Genomic DNA, 23,658 nt, shown 5'->3' with positions numbered 1-23,658 from the left:
TTCTGAGCGCGAGCCGGCGCGGGGATTGCACCGTAGCGCGGTTTTATGCGCTAATGCCCGCGCTAACTGATTTGGACAATGACCATGAATAACCCATTCGAAACGCTGATCATCCCAGGCGGCATTCTGCTGCTAGGCTTTCTTTCCGCCCTGCTGCTGCCCGCGCCTTCATTTGGTATTGAGCTGGCAAGACAATTGCAGGAAAGCCTGCATTTGATGGATGTTAATCAGCTGTATACCATCGTCTTTAGTTTGTGGTTTTTGCTGCTGGGCGCGATCGAGTTTTTCGTCATTCGCTTCCTGTGGCGCCGCCGATCGCGCTGATCGTTTTTCCGGCAAGGTGATGCATTTTTCTTCTGGCAGCTTTACGCGGCCATACCTCAATTCATCACCACAAAAATGTAACATTACTTTTACACGACATGGCGAAATATCGCGCAACATAAAATCCGCATAAATAATCAATTTAGTTAAAACATATATTTTTCAACATATTAAAATGTGATGCATATCACCCGCCGTTTTCACCCCCGCCAAAACCCCTCACAATAGCGTAACAACTGCATTACGCTAACCGTCTGATTAAGAGATAAAAATCCCTTATAACCACGAGGTTGAGCTGATTAATTCTTATGCTGAATCATTTCCGCCTTTAAAAAATAAACAAACGTTTAATTCCGATACGAGAATGTTATATTCGAATGCATATGCATAACGTGCAGTTAACCGTTATCGTCCCCGTGACTTATACCTGAGTCTTAACCTTTGAGAGATAGCGCCACGCGCTCGAAAGAAGCGCGGCTATTTCGCCTGCGAACCTGTTGAGCTTCAGGTCAACAGAGAGAGGAGATGTCGCCTCATGAGTACTACTGCGGTAAATCTGGCGCTCGCCGCCGCTTCAATGGAAAGTGCAAACCTTCAGGAACGAAAAGACGTCGACGTACTGCTGATTGGCGCAGGCGTGATGAGTGCGACTTTGGGCGCATGGCTGCAAGATCTCGAGCCTGACTGGTCGATTGAGATGGTTGAACGTCTTGATGATGTGGCCGTTGAATCCTCTAATGGCTGGAACAACGCCGGAACCGGTCACGCCGCGCTGGCGGAGCTCAACTATACGCCGCAGAAGGCGGATGGCAGCATCGACATCGCCAAAGCGGTCGCAATTAACGAATCGTTCCAGATTTCGCGTCAGTTCTGGGCGTATCACGTGCAGAAAGGCAACCTGCGCAATCCCAAAAGCTTTATCCACAGTACGCCGCACATGAGTTTCGTCTGGGGCGACGATAACGTTGAATTCCTGCGTAAGCGTTTCAATGCGCTGCAGAAAAGCACGCTGTTCCGCGGCATGAATTATTCTGAAGATCGCGATCAAATCACGGAGTGGATTCCGCTGGTGATGAACGGCCGCGACAGCAAACAGAAAGTGGCGGCGACCTGGACCGAAATGGGTACCGACGTGAACTTCGGTGAAGTAACGCGTCAGCTGATTGCCTCTTTAGAGAAGAAAGCCAATTTCCGCCTGCGTCTGCGCCAGGAAGTGCGTGATATCAAACGCCTGAGCGACGGTCGCTGGCAGGTCACGCTGCATAATCTGGCCAGCGGTGAAAATCGTGTGCTGACCACGCGCCAGCTGTTTATCGGTGCCGGCGGTGCGGCGTTGCCGCTGCTGCAGAAATCCGGCATTCCGGAAGTGAAAGGCTACGCCGGTTTCCCGGTGGGCGGTTCATTCCTGGTGACGGAAAATCCTGACGTGGTGAAACAGCATATGGCGAAGGTGTATGGCAAAGCCAGCGTCGGCGCACCGCCGATGTCGGTGCCGCACGTCGATACCCGCGTGCTGGATGGCAAACAGGTGCTGCTTTTTGGGCCGTTTGCTACCTTCTCAACCAAATTCCTCAAAGAGGGTTCGCTGCTGGATATGTTCGGCGCGATGAACACCAGCAACCTCAAGCCGATGGTGCAGGTTGGCCTGAAGAGCTTCGACCTGGTGAAATATCTGGTTGATCAGGTGTTGCAAAGCGACAGCGATCGTATGGAAGCGTTGCGCGCTTACGTGCCGCAGGCGAAGCAGGAAGATTGGCGTTTAGTCACTGCTGGCCAGCGCGTGCAAATCATCAAGAACGATGCCGTTGAAGGTGGCGTGCTGCGTCTTGGTACTGAAGTGGTGACTTCGGAAGATGGCACCATTTCCGCCTTGCTGGGTGCCTCACCGGGCGCCTCCACCGCCGCACCGATTATGCTCGAGCTGATGGCGAAAGCCTTCCCGGAACAGATGCGTTCACCGGAGTGGCAGACCAAAATCCGCATGGTGATCCCATCGTGGGGCCGCAAGCTGAACGGCGACGTCGCACTGACCGAGAAAGTGCTGGCCGATACCAGTCGCGTGCTGCAACTCGACTACGAACCGGTGATTACACCCGATGCCGCCAACGATGAAGCGCGCGAAACCGCGCACGTGGTGGGCAAGTAACAAGGTAGTATCAGATGTTGGCAAGATGAGAGGCCGCGAAAGCGGCCTCTTTTTTATGGCTAGCTCAGCAGCACCGCGTCGTACAACATCCACACTGTTGTCGCCACCAGCGACAGCGCCATCAAACTGTTAAACGCCTGACGTTTCCACGCGACCTGCAGATGGCTGCGAAGGCGATCGCCCAGCGCTGCCCAAATCAAAATGCACGGCAGATTCAGTGCGGCGAATCCCAGTAGCACCGTCAGCACGCCGTTACTGTTGGCGTACATCAGCGCCACGTTGGTGACCATCAGCCAGGCTTTGGGATTCACCGCCTGGAAACAGATGCCGCCAATTAGCGTCATGGGACGCGGGCGTTCACGCAGTTGCGGCGCGCCAGCGCGGAAAATCTTCCACGAAAGCCACAGCAGATAGCTACAGCCGACTACCGTCAGCGGCAGGCGAATCGCGCCCATCCAGTGCAGCAGCGCATCCAGCGCCACGCTCGCCAGCAGCATCTGTATTGCGCAGCCTAGCAGGATGCCAAACAGCATCGGCAGCGTGCGTTTAAAGCCAAAGTTAACACCCGACGTTGCCAGCAGCAGGTTATTTGGACCCGGCGTGATCGACATTACGGTGACGTAGCTGAAGAATGAGGGATCGAGCATGATGCGCTTCCTGAAGAATCAATGATGCCTTCATGCTAATGCGTATGTTGCAATGGAAACAGAGACACAAAACCACTATTGTAATGGGTACAGTTGTTTCAAAAATGAATTGTACCCATCGCGCGCGGAGGCTTTTGTGTCCCTTCCACTCTCATCCGGTCAAACGCTGTATCAACAGTTGGTCGATAGCTTTGCCGAGTCGATACATCAGGGCACGCTGAAGCCGGGTAAACGGCTGCCGGCGATACGCCGCGTGGCACAATCGCATCAGGTGAGTATCAATACCGTGCTCAATGCATGGCAAATCCTCGAAGATCGCGGCCTGATTGAATCGCGGCCGCAGTCGGGTTATTACGTGCGTGGCGTGCTGCCCGCCGTGACGCGTTCAGTAAAACCGCTACCGGCAAAAATCAACGATCCCAGCGCGCAGAAGCTGGAGCTGATTGAGCAAGTGTTCGCGGCGCAAAATAATCCCGATTACACCAATATCTCATTAGCCTGTCCGCAGGATGGCACCTTCTATCCGGCGGCGCGGATCGGGCGAATTACTGCGTCGATTTTGCGCCAGAATCCCGACATTATCGGACGCTATGCGCTTCCACCCGGTAGTGAGCGCTTACGGGAGGAGATTGCGCGTCGTGCCCTGCACAACGGCATCAACTTGCCGCCGCAGGCGATCACACTGACGCACGGCTGCATGGAAGCACTCCAGCTGGCGCTGCGCGCGGTGACTAAACCCGGCGATTGCATCGGTTTGGAGTCGCCGACCTATTTCTTCCTGTTCCCGCTGCTGGCGTCACTGGGGCTGAAAGCGCTGGAAATTCCTACCGATCCGCAGCAGGGATTGTCGCTGGATGCGCTGGAGATGCTGCTGCAGGAGAAGCGGATTCAGGCGGTGATTGCCATGCCCGGCGCGCAGAACCCGCTGGGATATGTGATGCCGCTAGAGAATAAAAAGCGGCTGGCGAAGTTAGTGAACACTTACCACGTTCCGCTGCTGGAAGATGGTTTGTACGACGAATTGCAGTTTGAGTGGCCGCTGTCGCCGCCAGTAAAGGCGTTTGATAGCGAGGGTTGGGTGATTTACTGCACCAGCTTTACCAAAACCGTGGCGCCTGATTTCCGCGTCGGCTGGACTGCTGCCGGGCGTTTTCATGACGCTATCGCTCACCTCAAAGCGGTGTCGTCGATGGCGGAATCACGCTTGTTAAGTGAAACCCTGGCGGAATTTCTTGCCAGCGGCGGCTACGATCATCATCTGCGCACGCTGCGTCGGCGCTATGCCGCCAATCTGGATGCGGCGCGCGGGATTCTGGCACGCCACTTTCCGCAGGGCACGCGCGCGACCCTGCCGCGCGGCGGGTTTGTTTTTTGGGTCGAACTGCCGGGGAACATTGATACCGTAGAGATGTTTCATCGTCTGCTGCAGGAGCAAATCTGTGTGACGCCGGGCGCGCTCTACTCCCTGAGCGATCGCTATAAACATGCGTTGCGCCTCTCCTGCTGCTACCCGTTTGATGAACGTTATACTTGGGCGCTGCAGCGCACCGGCGCGCTGGCCTGTGAAATGACAGGCCTCGCGCCGGGACAGGATCAGGGTTTGCCGTTGCGGCCCCAGGTGGTGTAAGGCTCGCGCTCGGTCAGGCGTTCGTAATAAGTCTGAACCGCCGGGAAGTCAGGGTGTTCCAGCGGGGTTTCAAACCAGCGGTTCACCGCCAGCCCAACCGGAATATCGGCCAGCGAGAAATTGCGGCCTGCGACATAGCGCCCGGTTTTCTCCAGATGCTGGTTGAGTATGTTCATGGTGTGCGTCCAGCCTTTCACCGCCGCCGCCAGCAAGCGGGGATCCTGATGCGCCGGCGAGTTGCGCACCAGCGACATAAATGCGTAACGCCAGGACGTGTTAAGTTCGGTGGCTTGCCAATCCATCCACTGATCAACTGGCGCGCGCGCGCGGGGATTGTCGGGATAGAGCCATTCGCCGCCATTGCTGTTGGCGAGATAGCGCAGAATAGCGTTGGATTCCCACAGCACGAAGTCGTCCTCGATTATTACCGGGACCATGGCGTTGGGATTGAGTGCCATAAACTCTTTCGAGTGCAGCGATTGTGGATCATCGCCCCAGGGTTCTAATTCGTACGCAATATCGAGTTCTGCGCACAGCCACAGAACTTTTCGCACGTTTATTGATGAAGTACGGCCAAGAACTTTTAACATTGCGGACTCCGATTCCAGAATTCTTAATCTATTCATAGCCCTGTTGCTGGCCTTTCGCAATCAGCAGGATGTAAATCCCGATTTCAGACAACCTCAACGAGGAAGGAGTGACAATGAAGGTCGCATTTAAACAGGTGGACGTGTTTACCTCATCAGCGTTTAAAGGTAATCCGCTGGCGGTGATCATGGATGCACAGGGATTGAGTGACGCGCAGCTGACGGCGATTGCGCGCTGGACCAATCTGTCGGAAACCACCTTTGTGCTGCCGCCACAGGATGCGGCGGCGGATTACCGCGTGCGCATTTTTACCGTCGAAGGTGAACTGCCTTTTGCCGGGCATCCGACGTTAGGCACCGCGCATGCGCTGCTGGAAGCCGGTTGGCCGCTGAAAACGCCGGGCAAAATCGTGCAGGAGTGCGGCGTTGGTCTGGTTGAGGTGAAAATCAGCGATGACGGTGCGCTGGCGTTTGCCGCGCCTGCCGCCACATTAACGCCGTTCAGTGATGCGCTGATGAGCAGCGCGCTGAACAGTGAATGCTTCGATCTCAGCCAAATGCCGAGCATCGTTGATATGGGTATTCGCTGGTTGCTGATTCCGATGAGTAGCGCGCAAGCGGTGCTGGATGTGGTGCCGTCAGCAGCCGATTTACACCGTTTACATCAGCATGCTGAGGTTAACGGTACGGCGATTTTTGGTGCGTTACCGTCGGGCGAAAACGAGCAGTATGAAGTGCGCGCATTGCTGGTTGAGAACGGCAGCTTGACTGAGGATCCGGTGACCGGCAGCGCCAACGCCTGTCTGGCGCGCTATTTCGAGGCTAACAAGCAAACGCGCGATTATCGGGCACGTCAGGGCAGCGCGATTCACCGGGAAGGTCGCATTCAGGTGAGTTTTAGCGATAAAGCGATCTGGATTGGTGGCCAAACCGTGACGGTGATTGACGGGACGATTGAGCTGTAATTGTAATCTGCACCATCCGTAGCGGCGCAATTTATTGCGCAATAAATTGCGCCGCTACGAATATGTGCATCAGTTTATATTTTTACAGACCTTGGCCGCCTGAGGCTTCAATGCGCTGTGCGGTGATCCAGCCGGTTTCATCGCTGAGGATCGCGCTGATGGCATCGCCGATATCATCTGGCAAACCGACGCGGCCCAGCGCGGTGACGGAAGCGATATGGTCGTTGAGATCTTTGGTATCACGCACGCGACCGCCGCCGAAGTCAGTTTCAATCGCACCTGGCGCCAGAATGTTGACGCGGATATGGCGCTCGCCTAACTCTTTGGCCTGATAGCGCGTTAACACTTCCATTGCACCCTTAATTGAGGCGTACGTGCCTGAACCCGGCAGCGTTAAACGGGTTAAACCGCTGGAGATATTCAGGATGCGTCCACCATCAACGATCAGCGGCAGCAGTTTTTGCGTCAGGAAGAACGGCCCTTTGAAGTGCACATTCACTAGCGCGTCAAACTCATCTTCGCTGGTCTCTGCGAACAGCTTGTAGTGACCGTGACCGGCGTTGTTAACTAAATAATCAAAGCTGTCACGCTGCCAGGTTTTCTGCAACGCTTCTCTCACCTGCGCCACGAAGCCGTCAAACGTGCCTGTGTCGCCTACATCCAGCTGTAACGCCACCGCACGCGCGCCCAGCGCTTCAATCTCCTGCACAACCGCCTGCGCTTCTTCCGCGTGACCGCGATAGGTAAACAGGATATCGGTGCCTTTGGCAGCCAGTTTCAGCGCCCCATTCTTGCCTAAACCGCGATTTCCGCCGGTAATCAATGCAATTTTATGACTCATGTTTCGCTCCAGTTGGAAAATTGAACACGTGTTAAGGATATTCGTGAATAATTGATCTATAAACGCAGAGGAATACGCAGCACTGTTTCACTAACAACAACAATCGGTGAACAACATGGATAAAATTCACGCTATGCAGGTTTTTGTGCGGGTGGCAGAAATGGGCAGTTTTACCCGTGCGGCAGAAAGCTTAGGTTTACCGAAAGGCAGCGTATCCCGCCAGCTGCAGGCGCTGGAGAATCAAATGGGGACGCGCCTGCTGCATCGCACCACGCGACGTGTGCATCTGACGCAGGACGGCCTGGTTTATTACGATCGCTGCCTCGATTTACTATCGATGCTCGACGACATGGACAGCCTGTTCCAGCACGATCCCGGCACCTTAAGCGGCAAATTGCGCGTGGACATGTCGGTGGCGATGGCGACCGGCTTTGTGCTGCCACGATTGCCGGAGTTTTTGCAGCACTATCCCGGTCTGGAAATTGAGTTGAGCAGCAGCGATCGTCAGGTTGATGTGATTCGCGAAGGATTTGACTGCGTGGTGCGCGTCGGCGAGCTGAAAGATTCCGGGCTGATTGCGCGGAAAATCGGCTCGCACGCCTTGATCAACTGCGCCAGCCCCGGCTACCTTTCCCGCTTCGGCATGCCGGTGCGGCTGGAAGATCTGTCGCAACACGCGATGGTGCATTACACCCAGCAACTGGGACAACCTTCATTGGGCTTTGAATATTTTGATGGCAAACAGTGTCATTACGTTCAAACCGGCGGCGTAGTGACGGTAAACAGCACCGAAACCTATCGCGCCGCCTGTATGGCAGGGCTCGGCATTATTCAGGTGCCGGCGATTGGCGTACAGCCGCTACTGGAGTCGGGGCAACTGGTGGAAGTGCTGCATCATTTCCCGGCGAAACCGATGCCCATCTCGCTGCTTTATCCGCATCGCCGCAACGTGGCGCGCCGCGTGCGAGTGTTTATGGAATGGCTCAGCCAAGTCCTGCAGGAATATGTAACTTAGCAGACTATAATTGTATTTTCGCAGTGAACAGGATGACTATCGTCTATGACGGACAAAACCCCTAAACAGACCGCGGCCGAGGCAGAAGCCAAGCCGCTGATTGACATTAAAACCGGCAATAAAACCGTGGATGGCTCGATTCAAAATGTGTCGCGCTTCGCTGCCTGGTTCCAGGCGATTCCGGCGGTGGCGCACTTTATGCGCGCGCTGGAACGCTTTAACGATCGCCTCGGTAGTCAGTTTGGCGCGGCGATCACTTACTTCTCCTTTCTCTCCCTGATACCGATTTTGATGGTCTCCTTTGCGGCAGTCGGCTTTGTGCTGGCGTCGAATCAGGATTTGCTCACCGAGTTGATCAACAAAATCGTTAACAGCATCAGCGACCCGACGCTGGCCACCACGCTGAAAAATACGGTGAATACCGCGATTCAGCAGCGTGCCACAGTAGGATTAACCGGTTTGCTGCTGGCGCTCTACTCCGGCATTAACTGGATGGGCAACCTGCGTGAAGCGGTGCGCGCGCAGTCACGCGACGTGTGGGAACGCACGCCGGACGATCAGGAGAAATTCTGGAAGAAGTACGCGCGCGATCTGATTTCGCTGTTGGGTTTGATGTTTGCGCTGGTGATTACGCTGTCGCTGACCTCGATTGCCGGCGCGGCGCAGGCAGCGATCGTTAACGCGCTGGGGCTGGAAGACATTGAGTGGCTGCGCCCAGCGATGACGGTGATTGCGTTATCTATCTCTATCCTGGCTAACTATCTGCTTTTCCTGTGGATCTTCTGGATTTTACCGCGCCACAAGCCGCGTAAAAAAGCGCTGTTCCGCGGCACGCTGCTGGCGGCGATTGGCTTTGAGGTGATCAAGTTTGTAATGACGCTGACGCTGCCGAAGCTGGCAAGCTCGCCGTCGGGCGCGGCTTTTGGTTCAGTGCTCGGCTTAATGGCGTTTTTCTACTTCTTTGCGCGTTTGACGCTGTTCTGCGCCGCGTGGATCGCCACCGCCAAATACAAAGATGATAAAGAGATGCCGCAGCCGCATCAGGCTAAATAAGCCAACGAGGTTGTTACAATTGCCGTACTAGCTAAAAATGTCTCCTGCTGGCTGCTTTTTCAGCAAAAACCAGCAGGAAACGCTAAAGGGTCACTTTAATTTGGCCCTTTTGCAGAGATTCCCGCCAAAAAAGTGACACTTCCCGTTCCCATCCGCCACTGATCGCGGCAACTCAGAAATTATCCACTTATTCGCCGAAAAAGCCCGGTCTGACGCGGTTTTTCGCCATTGAATGCCGCAAACCAGGTGCGTAAGATTCTCTGTCTACATTTACAATTAAGAAACACTTATGCAAGCCTCCATCACAGAAACACTCGACAAAAAACACGACGACACGCCGGTCAATTCACGTGGCAAAGTGGTTGTGGCATCGCTTGTCGGCACCGCCATTGAGTTCTTCGATTTCTATATCTATGCCACCGCTGCGGTGATTATTTTCCCGCACATCTTCTTCCCGCAGGGCGATCCGACCGTGGCCACGTTGCAGTCGCTGGCGACCTTCGCGATCGCCTTCGTGGCGCGTCCTATCGGTTCTGCCGTGTTTGGACACTTTGGCGACCGAGTTGGCCGTAAAGCCACCTTGGTGGCATCGCTGCTGACCATGGGCGTCTCGACGGTGCTGATTGGTTTACTGCCAGGTTATGAAACCATTGGCGTGGCAGCGCCGCTGCTGCTGGCGCTGGCGCGTTTTGGTCAGGGTCTTGGCCTTGGTGGCGAATGGGGCGGCGCAGCACTGCTGGCGACCGAAAATGCTCCGGCGAAGAAACGTGCGCTTTATGGTTCGTTCCCACAGCTCGGCGCGCCGATTGGCTTCTTCTTCGCTAACGGCACGTTCCTGCTGCTTTCATGGTTGCTGACCGACGAGCAGTTCATGAACTGGGGCTGGCGCGTGCCGTTTATTCTCTCTGCGGTGCTGGTGTTAATTGGCCTGTATGTGCGCGTTTCGCTGCATGAAAGCCCGGTATTCGCCAAAGTGCAGAAAGAGAACAAACAGGTGAAAATGCCGATCGGCACGCTGCTGAGTAAGCATCTGACCGCCACCATTCTCGGCACCTTCATCATGCTCGCCACTTACACGCTGTTCTACATCATGACCGTGTATTCGATGAGTTACGGCACTGCACCCGCACCGGCTGGCCTTGGCTATTCGCGTAACAGCTTCCTGTGGATGCTGATGGTGGCGGTGATTGGTTTTGGTGTGATGGTGCCGATTGCCGGTCTGCTGGCCGATCGCTTTGGTCGTCGTAAAACCATGATCACCATTACGTTGATGATTATCGCCTTTGCATTGATGTTCCCAATGCTGCTGGGTTCCGGTTCTCAGGTGCTGGTAATGGGCTTCCTGATCCTTGGTCTGAGCATTATGGGCCTGACGTTTGGTCCGATGGGCGCGCTGCTGCCAGAGCTGTTCCCAACGGAAGTGCGTTATACCGGCGCATCGTTCTCTTACAACCTATCGTCGATTCTTGGTGCCTCGGTAGCGCCTTATATCGCCACCTGGCTGAACGCCCATTACGGTTTGCAGGCGGTGGGTTTCTATCTGGCTTCGATGGCGGTGTTGACGTTGATCGCGCTGATTGCCTGTAAAGAGACGCGAAATCAGACGCTGTATGAAGCGGTGTGATTGAGCTGGCTGTACTCTGGGTCGTGTGTGCTTGCTGTCCCTTAGGTATGTGCTCGCTGTCCCCCTCCTCGGTCCTCCCCCATAAATGGGGGAGGAAGATGCTGCCATATGTGAGTTCTGAAGCTGCATGTGGCAGCGTCTCCTTCCCCCGCAAGCGGGGGAAGGCCGGGATGGGGGACAGCGAGTACATACCTGGAGCAACAGCGAGCACGAATAAAAAAACCCCGGCAAGCCGGGGTTTTTTATTGTGCTGAAAACTGTGCCGCGCGTGGCTTAGCCAGCGACAGCGATACGTTTCATATCGGTCATGTAGCCACGCAGTTTGCGGCCTACAGATTCGATTGGGTGCTGACGAACGGCTTCGTTGACGTCACGCAGCTGCGCGTTATCCACCTGCGTACCTTCAACTGCTTTGCCCAGATCGCCCGGCTGCAGCGTGGTCATGAACTCTTTCAGCAGTGGAACTGCCGCAAAGGAGAACAGGTAGTTACCGTATTCTGCGGTATCCGAGATAACCACGTTCATTTCATACAGACGCTTACGTGCGATGGTGTTAGCAATCAGCGGCAGCTCGTGCAGTGATTCGTAGTAAGCCGACTCTTCGATGATGCCCGCGTCAACCATGGTTTCGAATGCCAGCTCAACGCCTGCTTTCACCATCGCAACCATCACGACGCCTTTGTCGTAATATTCCTGCTCTTCGATTTTGCCATCAAACTGCGGTGCGTTTTCGAATGCCGTTGCGCCGGTCTCTTCACGCCAGGTCAGCAGGTTTTTGTCGTCGTTAGCCCAGTCAGCCATCATGCCTGAAGAGAATTCGCCAGAGATGATGTCATCCATGTGCTTCTGGAACAGCGGAGCCATGATGGTTTTCAGCTGCTCAGACAACGCATAAGCGCGGATTTTTGCCGGATTAGACAGGCGATCCATCATCAGCGTGATGCCGCCAAACTTCAGTGATTCGGTGATGGTTTCCCAGCCGAACTGAATCAGTTTTTCGGTGTAAGCCGCGTCGTGACCTTCCGCCACCAGCTTGTCGAAGCACAGCAGAGAACCGGCCTGCAGCATACCGCACAGGATGGTCTGCTCGCCCATCAGGTCAGATTTCACTTCCGCAACGAAGGAAGATTCCAGCACGCCTGCACGGTCGCCGCCGGTCGCTGCTGCCCAGGCTTTAGCAATCGCCATGCCTTCGCCTTTTGGATCGTTTTCCGGGTGAACGGCAATCAGCGTAGGTACACCGAAACCACGCTTGTACTCTTCACGTACTTCCGTACCTGGGCACTTCGGTGCCACCATTACGACGGTGATGTCTTTACGGATGGTTTCGCCCACTTCAACAATGTTGAAACCGTGTGAGTAACCCAGCGCAGCGCCATCTTTCATCAGCGGCTGAACAGCCTGAACGACCGCAGAGTGCTGCTTGTCTGGCGTCAGGTTAACCACCAGATCGGCCTGTGGGATCAGCTCTTCGTAAGTACCGACTTTAAAGCCGTTATCGGTCGCTTTGCGGAAAGAGGCACGCTTCTCAGCAATCGCTTCAGCACGCAGGGCATACGCCACGTCCAGACCAGAATCACGCATGTTCAGACCCTGGTTCAGACCCTGAGCGCCACAGCCAACGATGACCACTTTCTTGCCTTTCAGGAAGCTAGCGCCATCTGCGAATTCGTCGCGTGACATGAAACGACATTTGCCCAGCTGCGCTAACTGGTTGCGCAGATTCAATGTGTTGAAGTAATTAGCCATGGGTACTCCGGTTAGATGTTGTGTTTGTTTTTGTTCAGTAACGACGTTATCTCTTACGCCGCGAATGACCCCATCATATGACAGGAATTCCGTTGCTTAAATTGATATATTAGCAAGGTCACATTGCATAATTTGCAACATAACCTTGAGGCGATACGCGCATGGATTTACGAGACCTGAAACTCTTCCTCCATCTGGCTGAAAGCTGCCACTTTGGCCGCACCGCGCGTGCCATGCACGTCAGCCCTTCAACTCTTTCGCGCCAGATTCAGCGCCTGGAAGAGGATGTCGGTCACGCGTTGTTCCTGCGTGATAACCGCACCGTCACGCTCACCGAAGCCGGTGAGCGCCTGCGCCAGTTTGCGCAGCAGACGTTGCTGCAGTATCAGCAGTTACGCCATGTGATGGATCTTAACGGCCCGTCGCTGAGCGGCGAACTGCGCCTGTTCTGCTCGGTAACCGCCGCTTACAGCCATCTGCCGCCGATTCTTGATCGCTTTCGCGCTGAACATCCGCAGGTAGAGATCAAACTCACCACCGGTGATGCCGCCGATGCGATTGAGATGGTGCAGTCCGGCGAGGCCGATCTCGCCATTGCCGGTCGCCCAGAATCGCTGCCGGCCAGCATAGATTTTACGCCACTGGGCCTGATTCCGCTGGTGCTGATCGCCCCGGCGCTGCCTTGCCCGGTGCGCAATCAGGCGACGCAGGAGCAACCCGATTGGGCGCAAATTCCGTTTATCCTCCCGGAACAAGGACCTGCACGCCGCGGCATCGATTTATGGTTCCGCCGCCAGCGCATTCCCAATCCGCAGATTTATGCCACGGTTTCCGGTCATGAGGCGATTGTGTCAATGGTGGCGCTGGGATGTGGTATTGCGCTGCTGCCGGATGTGGTGCTGGAGAACAGCCCGGAACCGGTGCGCAATCGCGTGTTAACGCTGGAGAATGTGGAGTCTGTCGCACCGCTGGAACTCGGCGTTTGCGTACAAAAAAAGCGGCTCGGAGAGCCGCTTATCAATGCGTTCTGGCACCAGCTGTAATCACTGCCCGGCGAGGAAAAAACGGAACGCCGGGTTGCTCGCTTCGTCATGCCATTCGTAACCCAGCGCGGTGAGATGGGTTTCGAAATCCGGTTCCTGATCGTTGGCTTCAAATGCCGCCAGCACGCGGCCATAATCGGTGCCGTGGCTGCGATAATGGAACAGCGAGATATTCCAGTGCGCGCCCAGCGTCTGCAGGAACTTCAGCAGCGCGCCCGGTGCTTCCGGGAATTCAAAGCTAAACAGGCGTTCGCGCAGCGGCTTGGATGGACGTCCGCCCACCATGTAGCGCACGTGCAGCTTGGCCATTTCGTCATCAGACAGATCCACCACGTTATAACCGGCTTCGCTCAATTGGCTGATGATCTCACTGCGCTCCTCCAGCCCGCGCGTTAAGCGCACGCCGACGAAAATGCAGGCGTTATCCGCATCGGCGTAGCGATAGTTGAACTCGGTGATCGAGCGCCCGCCGATGGTCTGACAGAACTTGAGGAAACTGCCCTGCTGTTCTGGAATGGTGACCGCCAGCAGCGCTTCACGCTGTTCGCCCAGTTCGCAACGCTCGGAGACATAGCGCAAGCCGTGGAAGTTGACGTTGGCACCCGACAACACGTGCGCCAGGCGCTCACCTTTGATGTCGTGCAGCTGGATGTATTTCTTCATACCCGCCAGCGCCAGCGCGCCGGAAGGTTCCGCCACGGCGCGCACATCTTCGAACAGATCTTTCACCGCTGCGCAAATCGCATCGCTATCCACCGTAATGATGTCATCGAGATACTCCTGACACAGACGGAAGGTTTCGCTGCCGATGCGTTTGACCGCTACGCCTTCCGCAAACAAGCCGACACGCGCTAAATCCACCGGCTCACCTGCTTCCAGCGCGGCCTTCAGGCAGGCTGAATCTTCCGATTCCACGGCAATCACTTTGATCTGCGGCATCAGCTGCTTGATCAAAACCGCGACACCCGCCGCCAGACCACCGCCGCCGACCGGCACGAAGACGCGATCAAGATGCGCGTCCTGCTGCAGCAACTCCATCGCCAGCGTGCCCTGCCCGGCGATCACTGCCGGATGGTCAAACGGAGGAACGAAGGTGTAACCCTGCTGCTCTGCCAGCTCAATCGCTTTGGCTTTCGCCTCGTCGAAGTTGGCACCAAACAGATAAGCCTCACCGCCAAATGCGCGTACTGCATCAACCTTGATGTCTGCCGTGGCCAGCGGCATCACAATCAGTGATTTGATACCCAGCGTGCTGGCCGAGAGCGCCACGCCCTGCGCATGGTTACCGGCCGAAGCCGTGACCACGCCGCGCGCTTTTTGCTCTTCGTTCAGCCCGGCAATCATCGCGTAAGCCCCGCGCAGCTTGAAGCTGTGCACCGGCTGACGATCTTCACGCTTCACCAGAATGGTGTTGCCAAGACGCGATGAAATTTTTTCCATTTTTTGCAGCGGCGTCACCTGGGCAATTTCATACACCGGTGAACGCAGCACGGCGCGCAAATACTCCGCGCCGTTTGGCGTCGCGGAGAGCGGTTGAGACTCAGCCATCGGTTAGCCTCCCAGCTTGGACTTATCGCGCACCGCGCCTTTGTCTGCGCTGGTCGCCAGTGATGCATAGGCACGCAGGGCAAAGGAGACTTCACGTACGCGGCCGTGCGGGGTATAAGCCGCATCGCCGCGCGCTTGCTCTTCTTCACGACGGGCGTGCAGTTCATTATCCGGTACCGCCAGCTTGATACCACGGTTGGGGATATCGATCTCAATCATGTCGCCATCTTTCACCAGCGCGATGGTGCCGCCGCTCGCCGCTTCCGGAGAGGCGTGACCAATCGATAAGCCTGACGTGCCGCCAGAGAAGCGACCATCGGTGATCAGTGCGCAGCTTTTGCCAAGGCCCATGGATTTCAGATAAGTGGTCGGATAGAGCATTTCCTGCATGCCCGGTCCGCCTTTCGGTCCTTCGTAGCGGATCACCACGACGTCGCCGGCTACCACTTTACCGCCAAGGATCGCTTCAACTGCATCATCCTGGCTTTCGTACACTTTCGCCGGGCCTTTGAAGGTGAGGATCTCTTTGTCTACACCCGCGGTTTTAACGATACAGCCATCTTCGGCAATGTTGCCGTAAAGCACAGCTAAGCCGCCATCCTGCGAGTACGCGTGTTCGCGTGTACGAATACAACCATCGGTACGGTCATCATCCAGCGTGTCCCAACGGCAGTTCTGCGAGAACGCCTTGGTGGTACGAATACCAGCAGGACCGGCGCGGAACATATCCTTCACCGCCTGATCTTTGGTCAGCATGATGTCGTACTGATCCAGGGTTTCACGCATGCTCTGCTGCAAGATGTTGCGCGCGCTGGTGTCGATTAAACCGGCGCGATCTAACTCACCGAGAATGGCGATAACGCCACCCGCACGGTGCACATCTTCCATGTGATATTTCGGCGTACTTGGCGCCACTTTACACAGCTGCGGCACTTTACGAGACAAGCGATCGATATCGGAGATGTTGAAGTCGATTTCACCTTCCAGCGCCGCTGCCAGCAGGTGCAGAACGGTGTTGGTGGAACCGCCCATAGCGATATCCAGCGTCATCGCATTCTCGAACGCCGCTTTGGTGGCGATGTTACGCGGCAGCATGTTGACGTCATCCTGCTCGTAGTAGCGTTTGGTCAGGCTAACGATGCGCTTACCAGCATTGATGAACAGCTCTTTACGATCGGCGTGTGTGGCCAGCAGTGAACCGTTACCCGGCTGCGACAAGCCCAGCGCTTCGGTCAGACAGTTCATCGAGTTGGCGGTGAACATACCGGAACAGGAACCGCAGGTTGGACAAGCAGAACGTTCGATCTGATCGCTGTCGGCATCGCTGACGTTCGGGTTGGCGCCCTGAATCATTGCATCAACCAGATCCAGCTTGATGATTTGATCAGACAGTTTGGTTTTACCGGCTTCCATCGGACCGCCAGACACAAAGATCACCGGAATGTTGAGACGCAGTGACGCCATCAGCATGCCTGGAGTGATTTTGTCGCAGTTGGAGATACATACCATAGCATCGGCGCAGTGCGCGTTGACCATGTACTCCACTGAATCGGCAATCAGCTCACGTGAAGGCAGTGAATACAGCATGCCGCCATGACCCATGGCGATACCGTCATCCACCGCAATGGTGTTGAACTCTTTGGCCACGCCGCCGGCTGCTTCGATTTCCTCAGCAACCAGTTTGCCAAGATCGCGCAGGTGCACGTGGCCCGGTACGAATTGGGTGAATGAGTTGACCACGGCGATAATCGGCTTACCGAAATCGTCGTCGGTCATTCCTGTCGCGCGCCACAAGGCACGGGCACCGGCCATGTTACGTCCATGGGTGGTGGTGGCGGAACGGTACTTAGGCATGCTCTATTTACTCCAGTAATAATAAGGTTGCGGGCGCCATCTGACGCCCGCAAAAAATCTCGTTATGCGTTAACCGGATCCAACCAGCCCCACTTGTCTTCCGTCTCGCCAGTGAACAGGCCAAAGAATGCCTTCTGGATACGACCGGTGACCGGACCACGTTTACCTTCGCCGACCTGAATGCCGTCGACGCTGCGCACCGGGGTGATCTCCGCTGCAGTACCTGACATGAAGACTTCGTCGGCCAGATACAGGGATTCGCGCGACAGAACCTGCTCACGCACTTCGATACCCATGTCTTGTGCCAGCTTGATGATGGCGTCACGGGTGATGCCCGGCAGCGCTGAAGAGGTGAACGGCGGCGTGAACAGAATGCCATCTTTCACTTCGAACAAGTTTTCGCCAGCACCTTCTGAAATATAGCCGTTGGTGTCGAGCGCGATACCTTCCTGATAGCCGTGGCGGCGCGCTTCGCTGCCTACCAGCAGAGAGGAGAGATAGTTACCACCCGCTTTCGCGGCGGTTGGCAAGGTGTTTGGTGCAACGCGGTTCCACGAAGAAACCATGGCATCGATACCGTTTTCCAGCGCTTCAGCGCCCAGGTAAGCACCCCAAGGGAAGGCAGCGATGATTACATCGGTGGTGTAGCCATCTGGCGGGTTCACACCCAGACCCACGTCGCCCACGAAGGCCAGCGGACGTATATAAGCGCTTTTCAGTTTGTTCACGCGGATCACTTCGCGGCACGCTTCCATCAACTCATCAACGCTGGCTTTAATCGGGAAACGATAAATTTTAGCGGATTCATGCAGACGCTTCATATGCTCACGGTGGCGGAACACCACTGGACCTTTGTGTGAGTCGTAGCAACGCACGCCTTCAAACACAGAAGTACCGTAGTGCAGGGCGTGAGACATAACGCTGACCTTGGCGTCTTCCCACTTAACCATCTCACCATTGAACCAAATAAAGTCTGCTTTCTTCGTACTCATTGCTTTTTCCTTTGGCGACTATGCGCGGATTTGTTGTGTTGTCTGTTGTTGGATCTCGACGCAAGCGACATCCATAAGTTTGCTTAACTGCGAAGACAGTAAATCGACTGAGCGTTGGCTGGCAACGGTCATTTCGATATTAATGTTCTCCGCATTGACCGCGGTGGCCATATTCATCGCACACACCTGGAAACCACGGTGACGCACGACACGTAAAATGCGCTCCAATATTTCAGGACGAAAGCGGGCTTCGATAGACAATTGATGCTGATTCATGCGGTTTTCTCCATCATGTTTGCGTTGCTGGCACCTGGCGGTACCAATGGCCAGACGTTTTCATGCTCATCTATCGAAACATGCAGGAAGTAAGGACCTTCACTGTTCAGCAGAGCATCGAGGGCGGCGTCGACCTGATCTTTACGGCTAATGCGCTGGCCTGGGATATCAAACGCGCTGGCCAGCGTGAGGAAATCGGGGTTGTCGGTCAGAATGGTTTCGCTGTAGCGACCATCAAAGAACAGTTGCTGCCACTGGCGCACCATGCCGAGACGCTGGTTATCCAGCAGCAGAATTTTCACCGGCAGCTTGCCGCGCTTGATGGTGCCCAGCTCCTGAATGTTCATCATGATAGAACCATCGCCAGACACGCAGATCACTGTGTCATCTGGACGTGCCACCTGCGCACCAATCGCCGCCGGCAGGCCAAAGCCCATAGTGCCGAGACCGCTCGAGGTGATGAAGTTTTCTGGCGCGGTGAAACTCATGTGCTGAGCGGCCCACATCTGGTGTTGACCTACATCGGTGGTGACTACGGCGCTGTCCGCTTTGCGGTCAGACAACTGCTTCAGCAACAACGGCGCATAAATCGCTTCGCCGGGATGATCGTAGCGCCAGTCGAATTCGCTTTTCATCGCGCTGACTTCTTTGCGCCAGCCATCAATGTGCATTGGCATGCTCAGTGCCGGCAGCACCTGATTCATATCGCCTTGTAGTGAAACGTGAGCACGGCGCAGTTTGTTCAGCTCGGCAGGATCGATATCGATATGGATGACGCTGGCGTGCGGCGCGAAGGTGTCCAGCTTGCCAGTAACGCGGTCGTCAAAACGCGCGCCAACCGCAATCAGCAAATCACAGGATTGTACCGCGAGGTTAGCGGCTTTGGTGCCGTGCATGCCCAGCATCCCGAGATAGAGATCGCTGCTGGCATCCGCGCTGCCAAGACCTTTCAGCGTAGAAACCATCGGAATACCGGTTTCCTGCGCCATGGCACGTAAGGCTGGAACCGCCTGCGCCATACCCACGCCGCCACCGATATACAGCATCGGCTTATGCGATTGCGCCATCAATGTGCGCGCCTCTGCAATGTGCTGCGCGGAGTGGCCGATTTCTTCCTCAACTGGCAGCAGATGAGGCGTCAGTTCGCCATTGGCGATCTGAATGTCTTTAGGGATATCGACCAGTACCGGGCCGGGACGACCCGATTGCGCGATGGCAAAAGCTTCTGCCATCACAGAGGGTAAATCATCAAGCGATTCAACGAGGAAACTGTGTTTGGTGCAGGCTAACGATAAACCAAGAACGTCTATTTCCTGGAAGGCATCGGTGCCGATGAAGGCCGATGATACCTGGCCGGTGATCGCCACTACCGGGATCGAATCCATCATCGCATCCGCCAAACCGGTGATCAGGTTGGTGGCGCCGGGCCCCGAAGTGGCGATACATACGCCAGTCTTGCCGGTTGCGCGGGCATAACCGATAGCAGCCATCACCGCACCTTGCTCATGACGACACAGTAGGTGTTCCACGCCGCCATCGTAGAGCGCATCGTACACTGGCATGATTGCGCCGCCAGGATAGCCAAACACTGTATCGACACCCTGCGCGCGTAAAGCCTGAACTACCCACTGTGCACCTGTCATGGTTATTCTCCTGTATTCCTAGGGGAACAACAGAATTTTATGCTACTGCTCATAATCTGTTCCTCGCTAATTTGCTGATATTTAGCCTGGTCAAAAAAAAACCCCCGGACCTTTCGGTGCGGGGGTTTTTGGAATTCCAGACTTGATTTTTAAGCCTTTCTTTCTCCAAGCGATGCCCCGCACGGTGGGATAATAATCACCACCACGCTAATCACGACTAGGCTAATCACTTGTAGAAGGGCTTTCATGTGTTGTTTGTTTTTTCGATTGTTCGAAGTAATACCTACAGAGTTACCATAGTTAGCGTGTCGTTGACAATAATTTTCATTGGAAAATTTTATGATGCCGCTGGCGGCCCGCCGTTATCACATTGTAAATAAAAGGTTATTTACATTTGTGATAAAAATTCATAACGCCCGCGTCGTAATCTTCATTTGGAGTTTACGATCAAGCTCTGATTTTCAGTGAAAGAGCGGCAATTATCAGGGAATGTAAGGAATTTGGCTCTGAAGTTGAGCAGTAAGCCATTGTTCATCTGTCTGGCTGCTTTGATGATAAGGACAACAAGGAGCGGTTATGTCTTTATCGAAGGTATTAACACGAGCTGCGCTGGGTGTTCAGGCTCCGCTGGTGACGGTGGAAGTGCACATCAGCAACGGCTTACCGGCCCTGACGCTGGTTGGACTGCCTGAAACCACGGTAAAAGAAGCGCGGGAACGGGTGCGAAGCGCGATTATCAATAGCGGGTTCACCTTCCCGGCGAAACGCGTCACCATCAATCTGGCGCCTGCCGATCTGCCAAAAGAGGGCGGACGCTATGACCTCCCCATCGCTATCGCCATTCTGGCGGCCTCTGAGCAGCTGCCAGACGCAAAACTGGGGCAATTTGAATTCCTGGGTGAGTTAGCACTTAACGGCGCGCTCTGTGGCGTTCAGGCCGCTATTCCAGCTGCGATGGCGGCACTGCAAGCAGGCAGACAAATGGTGTTAGCTGAACAGAATCAACAGGATGTAGGGTTGATTCAACAAGGCGAGACGCTGGTTGGCAAACATCTGGTAGAAATCTGTGCGTTTCTCCATAACAAAACCACTCTCACTGTCGCGCATTATCAGCCCGAAACGCTTGAACAGGAAAAGCAGGACCTCAGCGATATCATTGGCCAGGATCAGGGCCGACGTGCACTGGAGATCACCGCAGCTGGCGGGCATAACCTATTACTGATTGGGCCGCCTGGCACCGGCAAGACCATGTTAGCGACGCGTCTGCCCGGTATCATGCCACCGTTAGACGACCAGGAAGCGCTGGAGTGCGCCGCTATCGCCAGTCTGGTAAGCAGTGGCAATCTCCATCATCAGTGGCGCAAACGGCCGTTCAGAGCGCCTCATCACAGTTCATCACTCTATGCGCTGGTTGGGGGCGGCTCCTTGCCGCGGCCGGGAGAAATCTCCTTGGCACACAATGGCGTGTTATTCCTCGATGAGCTGCCAGAATTCGAGCGCAGAACGCTTGATGCTTTGCGCGAACCGATTGAATCCGGGGAAATCGCCATTTCACGCACGCGCGCTAAAGTGACGTATCCCGCGCGCTTTCAATTGATCGGCGCGATGAATCCCAGCCCGACCGGGCATTATCAGGGCAACCATAATCGCTCATCACCTCAGCAAGTGTTGCGCTATCTCAATCGGTTATCAGGACCTTTTCTCGATCGCTTTGATTTATCGTTAGAGGTCCCACTTCTGCCCAGTGGATCGCTAAGTAAGAAACAACAAGTCAGCGAAAGCAGCGCTGAAGTTTTAACTCGCGTCCTCGCCGCACGAAAGATTCAAACAGCACGCAGCGGAAAAGTGAATGCTCATCTCTCTAACCCAGAGATTTTACGCTGGTGTCCATTGAAGCAACAGGATGCTGAATGGCTGGAAGAAGTGTTGAATTCGTTGGGGCTTTCAGTACGCGCCTGGCAGCGGATTTTAAAGGTGGCCAGGACAATCGCTGATTTAGCAGGTGAAGAGCAGATTACTCGTAGTCATTTGCAGGAAGCGGTGGGATATCGCAGTATCGACCGCTTAATGATCTATCTGCACAAGACTCTGGAATAAAAAACGGGGCTTATATAAGCCCCGCTATTCTTAATCATCGCTATCGCTAAAATCTTCCACCGTATCCATCTGCGGCTTGCCGCCAGATAGCGTATGGAAACGCTTAGGTCGCTTGATACGTGCGGTATATTTCGACCATACACGTTCAGCTTCCGTTTGTGGCTCACGAAGACCACGACATACTTCTAAAAATGAACGCTCTTCTTCTGTAATGGGTTCACGCTTAGCGAGATCCAGTTCATTAAAGGCGTAACCGTGGCGCTCCAGAAGCTGAGCTTCTTTAATGGTGAAATCACCATGACGCGAAAAACCACGTGGGTAATGTTTGTTATCAAAGAAACGATTCGTTGTTGCGAAGCTATCCGCCATTTTACACGCTCCTGACTCTCATATGGCCGTGCTATTTATGGCGCGGAGTATTAGATAGGCTTGACAGAGTGTAAAACAAAACATTTAAATCAGTACGACAAACAATTTTTGGGAGAATGCAGTGGATACGGAATTACTGAAAACTTTCCTCGAAGTGAGCAGAACACGCCATTTCGGGCGTGCTGCTGAAGCGCTTTACCTCACGCAATCTGCCGTTAGTTTTCGCATTCGTCAGCTGGAAAATCAGCTGGGCGTAAACCTTTTTACTCGTCACCGTAATAACATCCGGCTGACTTCAGCAGGCGAGCGTTTATTACCCTATGCCGAAAGCTTGATGAGCACCTGGCTGATGGCCAAAAAGGAAGTTTCGCATACACAACAGCATCATGAGCTTTCAATAGGAGGTAGCGCATCCCTTTGGGAAGCGTACTTAACTCCCTGGTTGCAAACACTTTATGAGAATCGAGAAAGCCTTCATCTCGAGGCACGTATCGCCCAGCGACATTTACTGGTTAAGCAATTGCATGAACGTCAGTTGGACCTGTTGATCACAACTGAAGCGCCAAAAATGGATGAGTTAACCAGCCAGCAAATAGGGCATATTTCGCTCGCATTATTCCGGGCGCGTAAAACCGAGAAGCGTGAAAAATATGACTATATCAAGCTGGAATGGGGCGCAGATTTTCATCAGCATGAAAGTTATCTGTCTAGTGATGATGTTCCCGTATTAACCACCACATCCGCACATTTAACACGCGAATTACTGCATACCACCGGTGCTTGTGCCTTTTTACCTGATTTTTGGCACGGCATTTTTAGTGATTTGATGGTTATTCCAGATACACCCGTCGCCGTGCGACCGTTATATGCGGTGTGGCTGCAGAATAGCGATCAGCAAAGTCACATTCGTCAGCTGCTTAAATATCCGGTTTTGACACAATAAGATAATAAAAGAGGGAGTTTGAGTGGATCACAGTGAAACTCAAACTCATTTCACTGCTGAATTTTGGACAAAAAAAATCCTTTGCCGAAGCAAAGGATTATTTTCTGGCAGGGGCGGAGGGACTCGAACCCCCAACACCCGGTTTTGGAGACCGGTGCTCTACCAATTGAACTACGCCCCTAATTAGGGTGGCGGAACGGACGGGGCTCGAACCCGCGACCCCCTGCGTGACAGGCAGGTATTCTAACCAACTGAACTACCGCTCCACCGATTCTGTACTGATATCAGACAATCGTTCTGATTTCAGGTGTTTCG

21 protein-coding genes and 2 tRNA genes are annotated in these 23,658 nt (G+C 54.6%); 10 read left to right on the top strand and 13 right to left on the bottom strand.

The window, feature by feature from the left end; translation table 11 throughout:
• The first annotated feature begins 84 nt into the window (after window positions 1–84).
• Entirely contained in the window at window positions 85–324 is a 240-nt protein-coding gene (locus IB226_RS21145; protein ID WP_192236911.1) for a DUF1158 domain-containing protein, read from the top strand.
• A gap of 535 nt (window positions 325–859) precedes the next feature.
• The gene (gene mqo, locus IB226_RS21140) at window positions 860–2,470 is read left to right on the top strand and encodes a malate dehydrogenase (quinone) (protein ID WP_192236910.1); all 1,611 of its coding nucleotides are present in this window, start codon (window positions 860–862) and stop codon (window positions 2,468–2,470) included.
• A gap of 59 nt (window positions 2,471–2,529) precedes the next feature.
• Here the strand turns inward: mqo and IB226_RS21135 are convergent, their stop codons facing one another.
• On the bottom strand, window positions 2,530–3,117 hold the full coding sequence (locus IB226_RS21135; RefSeq protein WP_176972553.1) for a LysE family translocator: 588 nt from the start codon (window positions 3,115–3,117) through the stop codon (window positions 2,530–2,532).
• A gap of 136 nt (window positions 3,118–3,253) precedes the next feature.
• On the opposite strand from IB226_RS21135, the gene IB226_RS21130 reads away from it, so the two are divergent.
• Complete coding sequence (locus IB226_RS21130; protein WP_192236909.1) at window positions 3,254–4,744, top strand: PLP-dependent aminotransferase family protein; 1,491 nt, start codon at window positions 3,254–3,256, stop codon at window positions 4,742–4,744.
• Here the strand turns inward: IB226_RS21130 and IB226_RS21125 are convergent.
• Window positions 4,711–5,334 (bottom strand): glutathione S-transferase family protein, encoded by a 624-nt coding sequence (locus tag IB226_RS21125; RefSeq protein WP_101762777.1) that lies wholly within the window; start codon window positions 5,332–5,334, stop codon window positions 4,711–4,713. The genes IB226_RS21130 and IB226_RS21125 overlap by 34 nt on opposite strands.
• 113 nt (window positions 5,335–5,447) lie before the next feature.
• On the opposite strand from IB226_RS21125, the gene IB226_RS21120 reads away from it, so the two are divergent.
• Window positions 5,448–6,296 carry a PhzF family phenazine biosynthesis protein gene (locus IB226_RS21120; protein ID WP_192236908.1) on the top strand — a complete coding sequence of 283 codons (849 nt, stop codon included), beginning with the start codon at window positions 5,448–5,450 and terminating at the stop codon, window positions 6,294–6,296.
• A gap of 82 nt (window positions 6,297–6,378) precedes the next feature.
• Here IB226_RS21120 and IB226_RS21115 read toward each other — a convergent pair whose 3' ends face one another.
• A complete protein-coding gene (locus tag IB226_RS21115; RefSeq protein ID WP_110867712.1) occupies window positions 6,379–7,137 on the bottom strand; it encodes an SDR family NAD(P)-dependent oxidoreductase in 759 nt (252 codons plus the stop codon).
• A 115-nt stretch (window positions 7,138–7,252) separates the two neighbouring features.
• On the opposite strand from IB226_RS21115, the gene IB226_RS21110 reads away from it, so the two are divergent.
• The 3 genes from IB226_RS21110 (at window position 7,253) to IB226_RS21100 (ending at window position 10,829) form a co-directional block, all read left to right on the top strand.
• Entirely contained in the window at window positions 7,253–8,152 is a 900-nt protein-coding gene (locus IB226_RS21110; protein ID WP_101762793.1) for a LysR family transcriptional regulator, read from the top strand.
• Window positions 8,153–8,197: 45 nt separating this feature from the next.
• On the top strand, window positions 8,198–9,205 hold the full coding sequence (yhjD, locus tag IB226_RS21105; RefSeq protein WP_110867713.1) for an inner membrane protein YhjD: 1,008 nt from the start codon (window positions 8,198–8,200) through the stop codon (window positions 9,203–9,205).
• Window positions 9,206–9,494: 289 nt separating this feature from the next.
• Entirely contained in the window at window positions 9,495–10,829 is a 1,335-nt protein-coding gene (locus IB226_RS21100; protein ID WP_101762781.1) for an MFS transporter, read from the top strand.
• A 273-nt stretch (window positions 10,830–11,102) separates the two neighbouring features.
• Here IB226_RS21100 and ilvC read toward each other — a convergent pair whose 3' ends face one another.
• On the bottom strand, window positions 11,103–12,578 hold the full coding sequence (gene ilvC, locus IB226_RS21095) for a ketol-acid reductoisomerase (RefSeq protein ID WP_008106632.1): 1,476 nt from the start codon (window positions 12,576–12,578) through the stop codon (window positions 11,103–11,105).
• Window positions 12,579–12,739: 161 nt separating this feature from the next.
• On the opposite strand from ilvC, the gene ilvY reads away from it, so the two are divergent.
• On the top strand, window positions 12,740–13,621 hold the full coding sequence (gene ilvY / locus IB226_RS21090) for an HTH-type transcriptional activator IlvY (RefSeq protein WP_110867714.1): 882 nt from the start codon (window positions 12,740–12,742) through the stop codon (window positions 13,619–13,621).
• On the opposite strand, the gene ilvA is transcribed toward ilvY, so the two are convergent.
• From ilvA to ilvL, 6 genes are all read right to left on the bottom strand, one after another.
• Window positions 13,622–15,169 (bottom strand): threonine ammonia-lyase, biosynthetic, encoded by a 1,548-nt coding sequence (ilvA, locus tag IB226_RS21085; protein WP_101762783.1) that lies wholly within the window; start codon window positions 15,167–15,169, stop codon window positions 13,622–13,624.
• 3 nt (window positions 15,170–15,172) lie between these two features.
• Window positions 15,173–17,023 (bottom strand): dihydroxy-acid dehydratase, encoded by a 1,851-nt coding sequence (gene ilvD / locus IB226_RS21080; RefSeq protein WP_008106626.1) that lies wholly within the window; start codon window positions 17,021–17,023, stop codon window positions 15,173–15,175.
• 62 nt (window positions 17,024–17,085) lie between these two features.
• A complete protein-coding gene (locus IB226_RS21075; protein ID WP_007888821.1) occupies window positions 17,086–18,015 on the bottom strand; it encodes a branched-chain amino acid transaminase in 930 nt (309 codons plus the stop codon).
• A gap of 18 nt (window positions 18,016–18,033) precedes the next feature.
• Window positions 18,034–18,291, bottom strand: coding sequence for an acetolactate synthase 2 small subunit (gene ilvM / locus IB226_RS21070; RefSeq protein WP_101762784.1), 258 nt, complete (start codon window positions 18,289–18,291; stop codon window positions 18,034–18,036).
• Window positions 18,288–19,934, bottom strand: a complete 1,647-nt coding sequence (gene ilvG, locus IB226_RS21065; RefSeq protein ID WP_110867716.1) for an acetolactate synthase 2 catalytic subunit — start codon at window positions 19,932–19,934, stop codon at window positions 18,288–18,290. Before ilvG ends, ilvM begins: the two co-directional genes overlap by 4 nt.
• A gap of 149 nt (window positions 19,935–20,083) precedes the next feature.
• Window positions 20,084–20,182 (bottom strand): ilv operon leader peptide, encoded by a 99-nt coding sequence (gene ilvL / locus IB226_RS21060; protein ID WP_071531048.1) that lies wholly within the window; start codon window positions 20,180–20,182, stop codon window positions 20,084–20,086.
• 328 nt (window positions 20,183–20,510) lie between these two features.
• Between ilvL and IB226_RS21055 the strand changes: the two genes are divergently transcribed.
• Entirely contained in the window at window positions 20,511–22,031 is a 1,521-nt protein-coding gene (locus IB226_RS21055) for a YifB family Mg chelatase-like AAA ATPase (protein ID WP_110867717.1), read from the top strand.
• 30 nt (window positions 22,032–22,061) lie between these two features.
• Here IB226_RS21055 and IB226_RS21050 read toward each other — a convergent pair whose 3' ends face one another.
• Window positions 22,062–22,400, bottom strand: a complete 339-nt coding sequence (locus IB226_RS21050; RefSeq protein ID WP_008106616.1) for a DUF413 domain-containing protein — start codon at window positions 22,398–22,400, stop codon at window positions 22,062–22,064.
• Window positions 22,401–22,521: 121 nt separating this feature from the next.
• Between IB226_RS21050 and hdfR the strand changes: the two genes are divergently transcribed.
• Window positions 22,522–23,343, top strand: coding sequence for an HTH-type transcriptional regulator HdfR (gene hdfR, locus IB226_RS21045; protein WP_192236907.1), 822 nt, complete (start codon window positions 22,522–22,524; stop codon window positions 23,341–23,343).
• Between the two features lie 105 nt (window positions 23,344–23,448).
• Here the strand turns inward: hdfR and IB226_RS21040 are convergent.
• Both IB226_RS21040 and IB226_RS21035 read right to left on the bottom strand, forming a co-directional pair.
• Window positions 23,449–23,524: transfer RNA gene (locus tag IB226_RS21040), tRNA-Trp, on the bottom strand.
• A gap of 8 nt (window positions 23,525–23,532) precedes the next feature.
• A tRNA-Asp gene (locus IB226_RS21035) sits at window positions 23,533–23,609 on the bottom strand.
• Window positions 23,610–23,658: the final 49 nt, after the last annotated feature.

It is taken from the genome of Pantoea sp. PNT03 (assembly GCF_014852515.1).
Taxonomy (GTDB): domain Bacteria; phylum Pseudomonadota; class Gammaproteobacteria; order Enterobacterales; family Enterobacteriaceae; genus Pantoea; species Pantoea leporis.
This window is presented reverse-complemented; position numbering and strand designations above follow the sequence as displayed.

Bases quoted from the DNA above. Each gene is read 5' to 3' on its own strand.
- IB226_RS21145 (WP_192236911.1), top strand. From the start codon at position 85: ATGAATAACCCATTCGAAACGCTGATCATCCCAGGCGGCATTCTGCTG.
- mqo (WP_192236910.1), top strand. From the start codon at position 860: ATGAGTACTACTGCGGTAAATCTGGCGCTCGCCGCCGCTTCAATGGAA.
- IB226_RS21135 (WP_176972553.1), bottom strand. From the start codon at position 3,117: ATGCTCGATCCCTCATTCTTCAGCTACGTCACCGTAATGTCGATCACG.
- IB226_RS21125 (WP_101762777.1), bottom strand. From the start codon at position 5,334: ATGTTAAAAGTTCTTGGCCGTACTTCATCAATAAACGTGCGAAAAGTT.
- IB226_RS21120 (WP_192236908.1), top strand. From the start codon at position 5,448: ATGAAGGTCGCATTTAAACAGGTGGACGTGTTTACCTCATCAGCGTTT.
- IB226_RS21115 (WP_110867712.1), bottom strand. From the start codon at position 7,137: ATGAGTCATAAAATTGCATTGATTACCGGCGGAAATCGCGGTTTAGGC.
- IB226_RS21110 (WP_101762793.1), top strand. From the start codon at position 7,253: ATGGATAAAATTCACGCTATGCAGGTTTTTGTGCGGGTGGCAGAAATG.
- yhjD (WP_110867713.1), top strand. From the start codon at position 8,198: ATGACGGACAAAACCCCTAAACAGACCGCGGCCGAGGCAGAAGCCAAG.
- IB226_RS21100 (WP_101762781.1), top strand. From the start codon at position 9,495: ATGCAAGCCTCCATCACAGAAACACTCGACAAAAAACACGACGACACG.
- ilvC (WP_008106632.1), bottom strand. From the start codon at position 12,578: ATGGCTAATTACTTCAACACATTGAATCTGCGCAACCAGTTAGCGCAG.
- ilvY (WP_110867714.1), top strand. From the start codon at position 12,740: ATGGATTTACGAGACCTGAAACTCTTCCTCCATCTGGCTGAAAGCTGC.
- ilvA (WP_101762783.1), bottom strand. From the start codon at position 15,169: ATGGCTGAGTCTCAACCGCTCTCCGCGACGCCAAACGGCGCGGAGTAT.
- ilvD (WP_008106626.1), bottom strand. From the start codon at position 17,023: ATGCCTAAGTACCGTTCCGCCACCACCACCCATGGACGTAACATGGCC.
- IB226_RS21075 (WP_007888821.1), bottom strand. From the start codon at position 18,015: ATGAGTACGAAGAAAGCAGACTTTATTTGGTTCAATGGTGAGATGGTT.
- ilvM (WP_101762784.1), bottom strand. From the start codon at position 18,291: ATGAATCAGCATCAATTGTCTATCGAAGCCCGCTTTCGTCCTGAAATA.
- ilvG (WP_110867716.1), bottom strand. From the start codon at position 19,934: ATGACAGGTGCACAGTGGGTAGTTCAGGCTTTACGCGCGCAGGGTGTC.
- ilvL (WP_071531048.1), bottom strand. From the start codon at position 20,182: ATGAAAGCCCTTCTACAAGTGATTAGCCTAGTCGTGATTAGCGTGGTG.
- IB226_RS21055 (WP_110867717.1), top strand. From the start codon at position 20,511: ATGTCTTTATCGAAGGTATTAACACGAGCTGCGCTGGGTGTTCAGGCT.
- IB226_RS21050 (WP_008106616.1), bottom strand. From the start codon at position 22,400: ATGGCGGATAGCTTCGCAACAACGAATCGTTTCTTTGATAACAAACAT.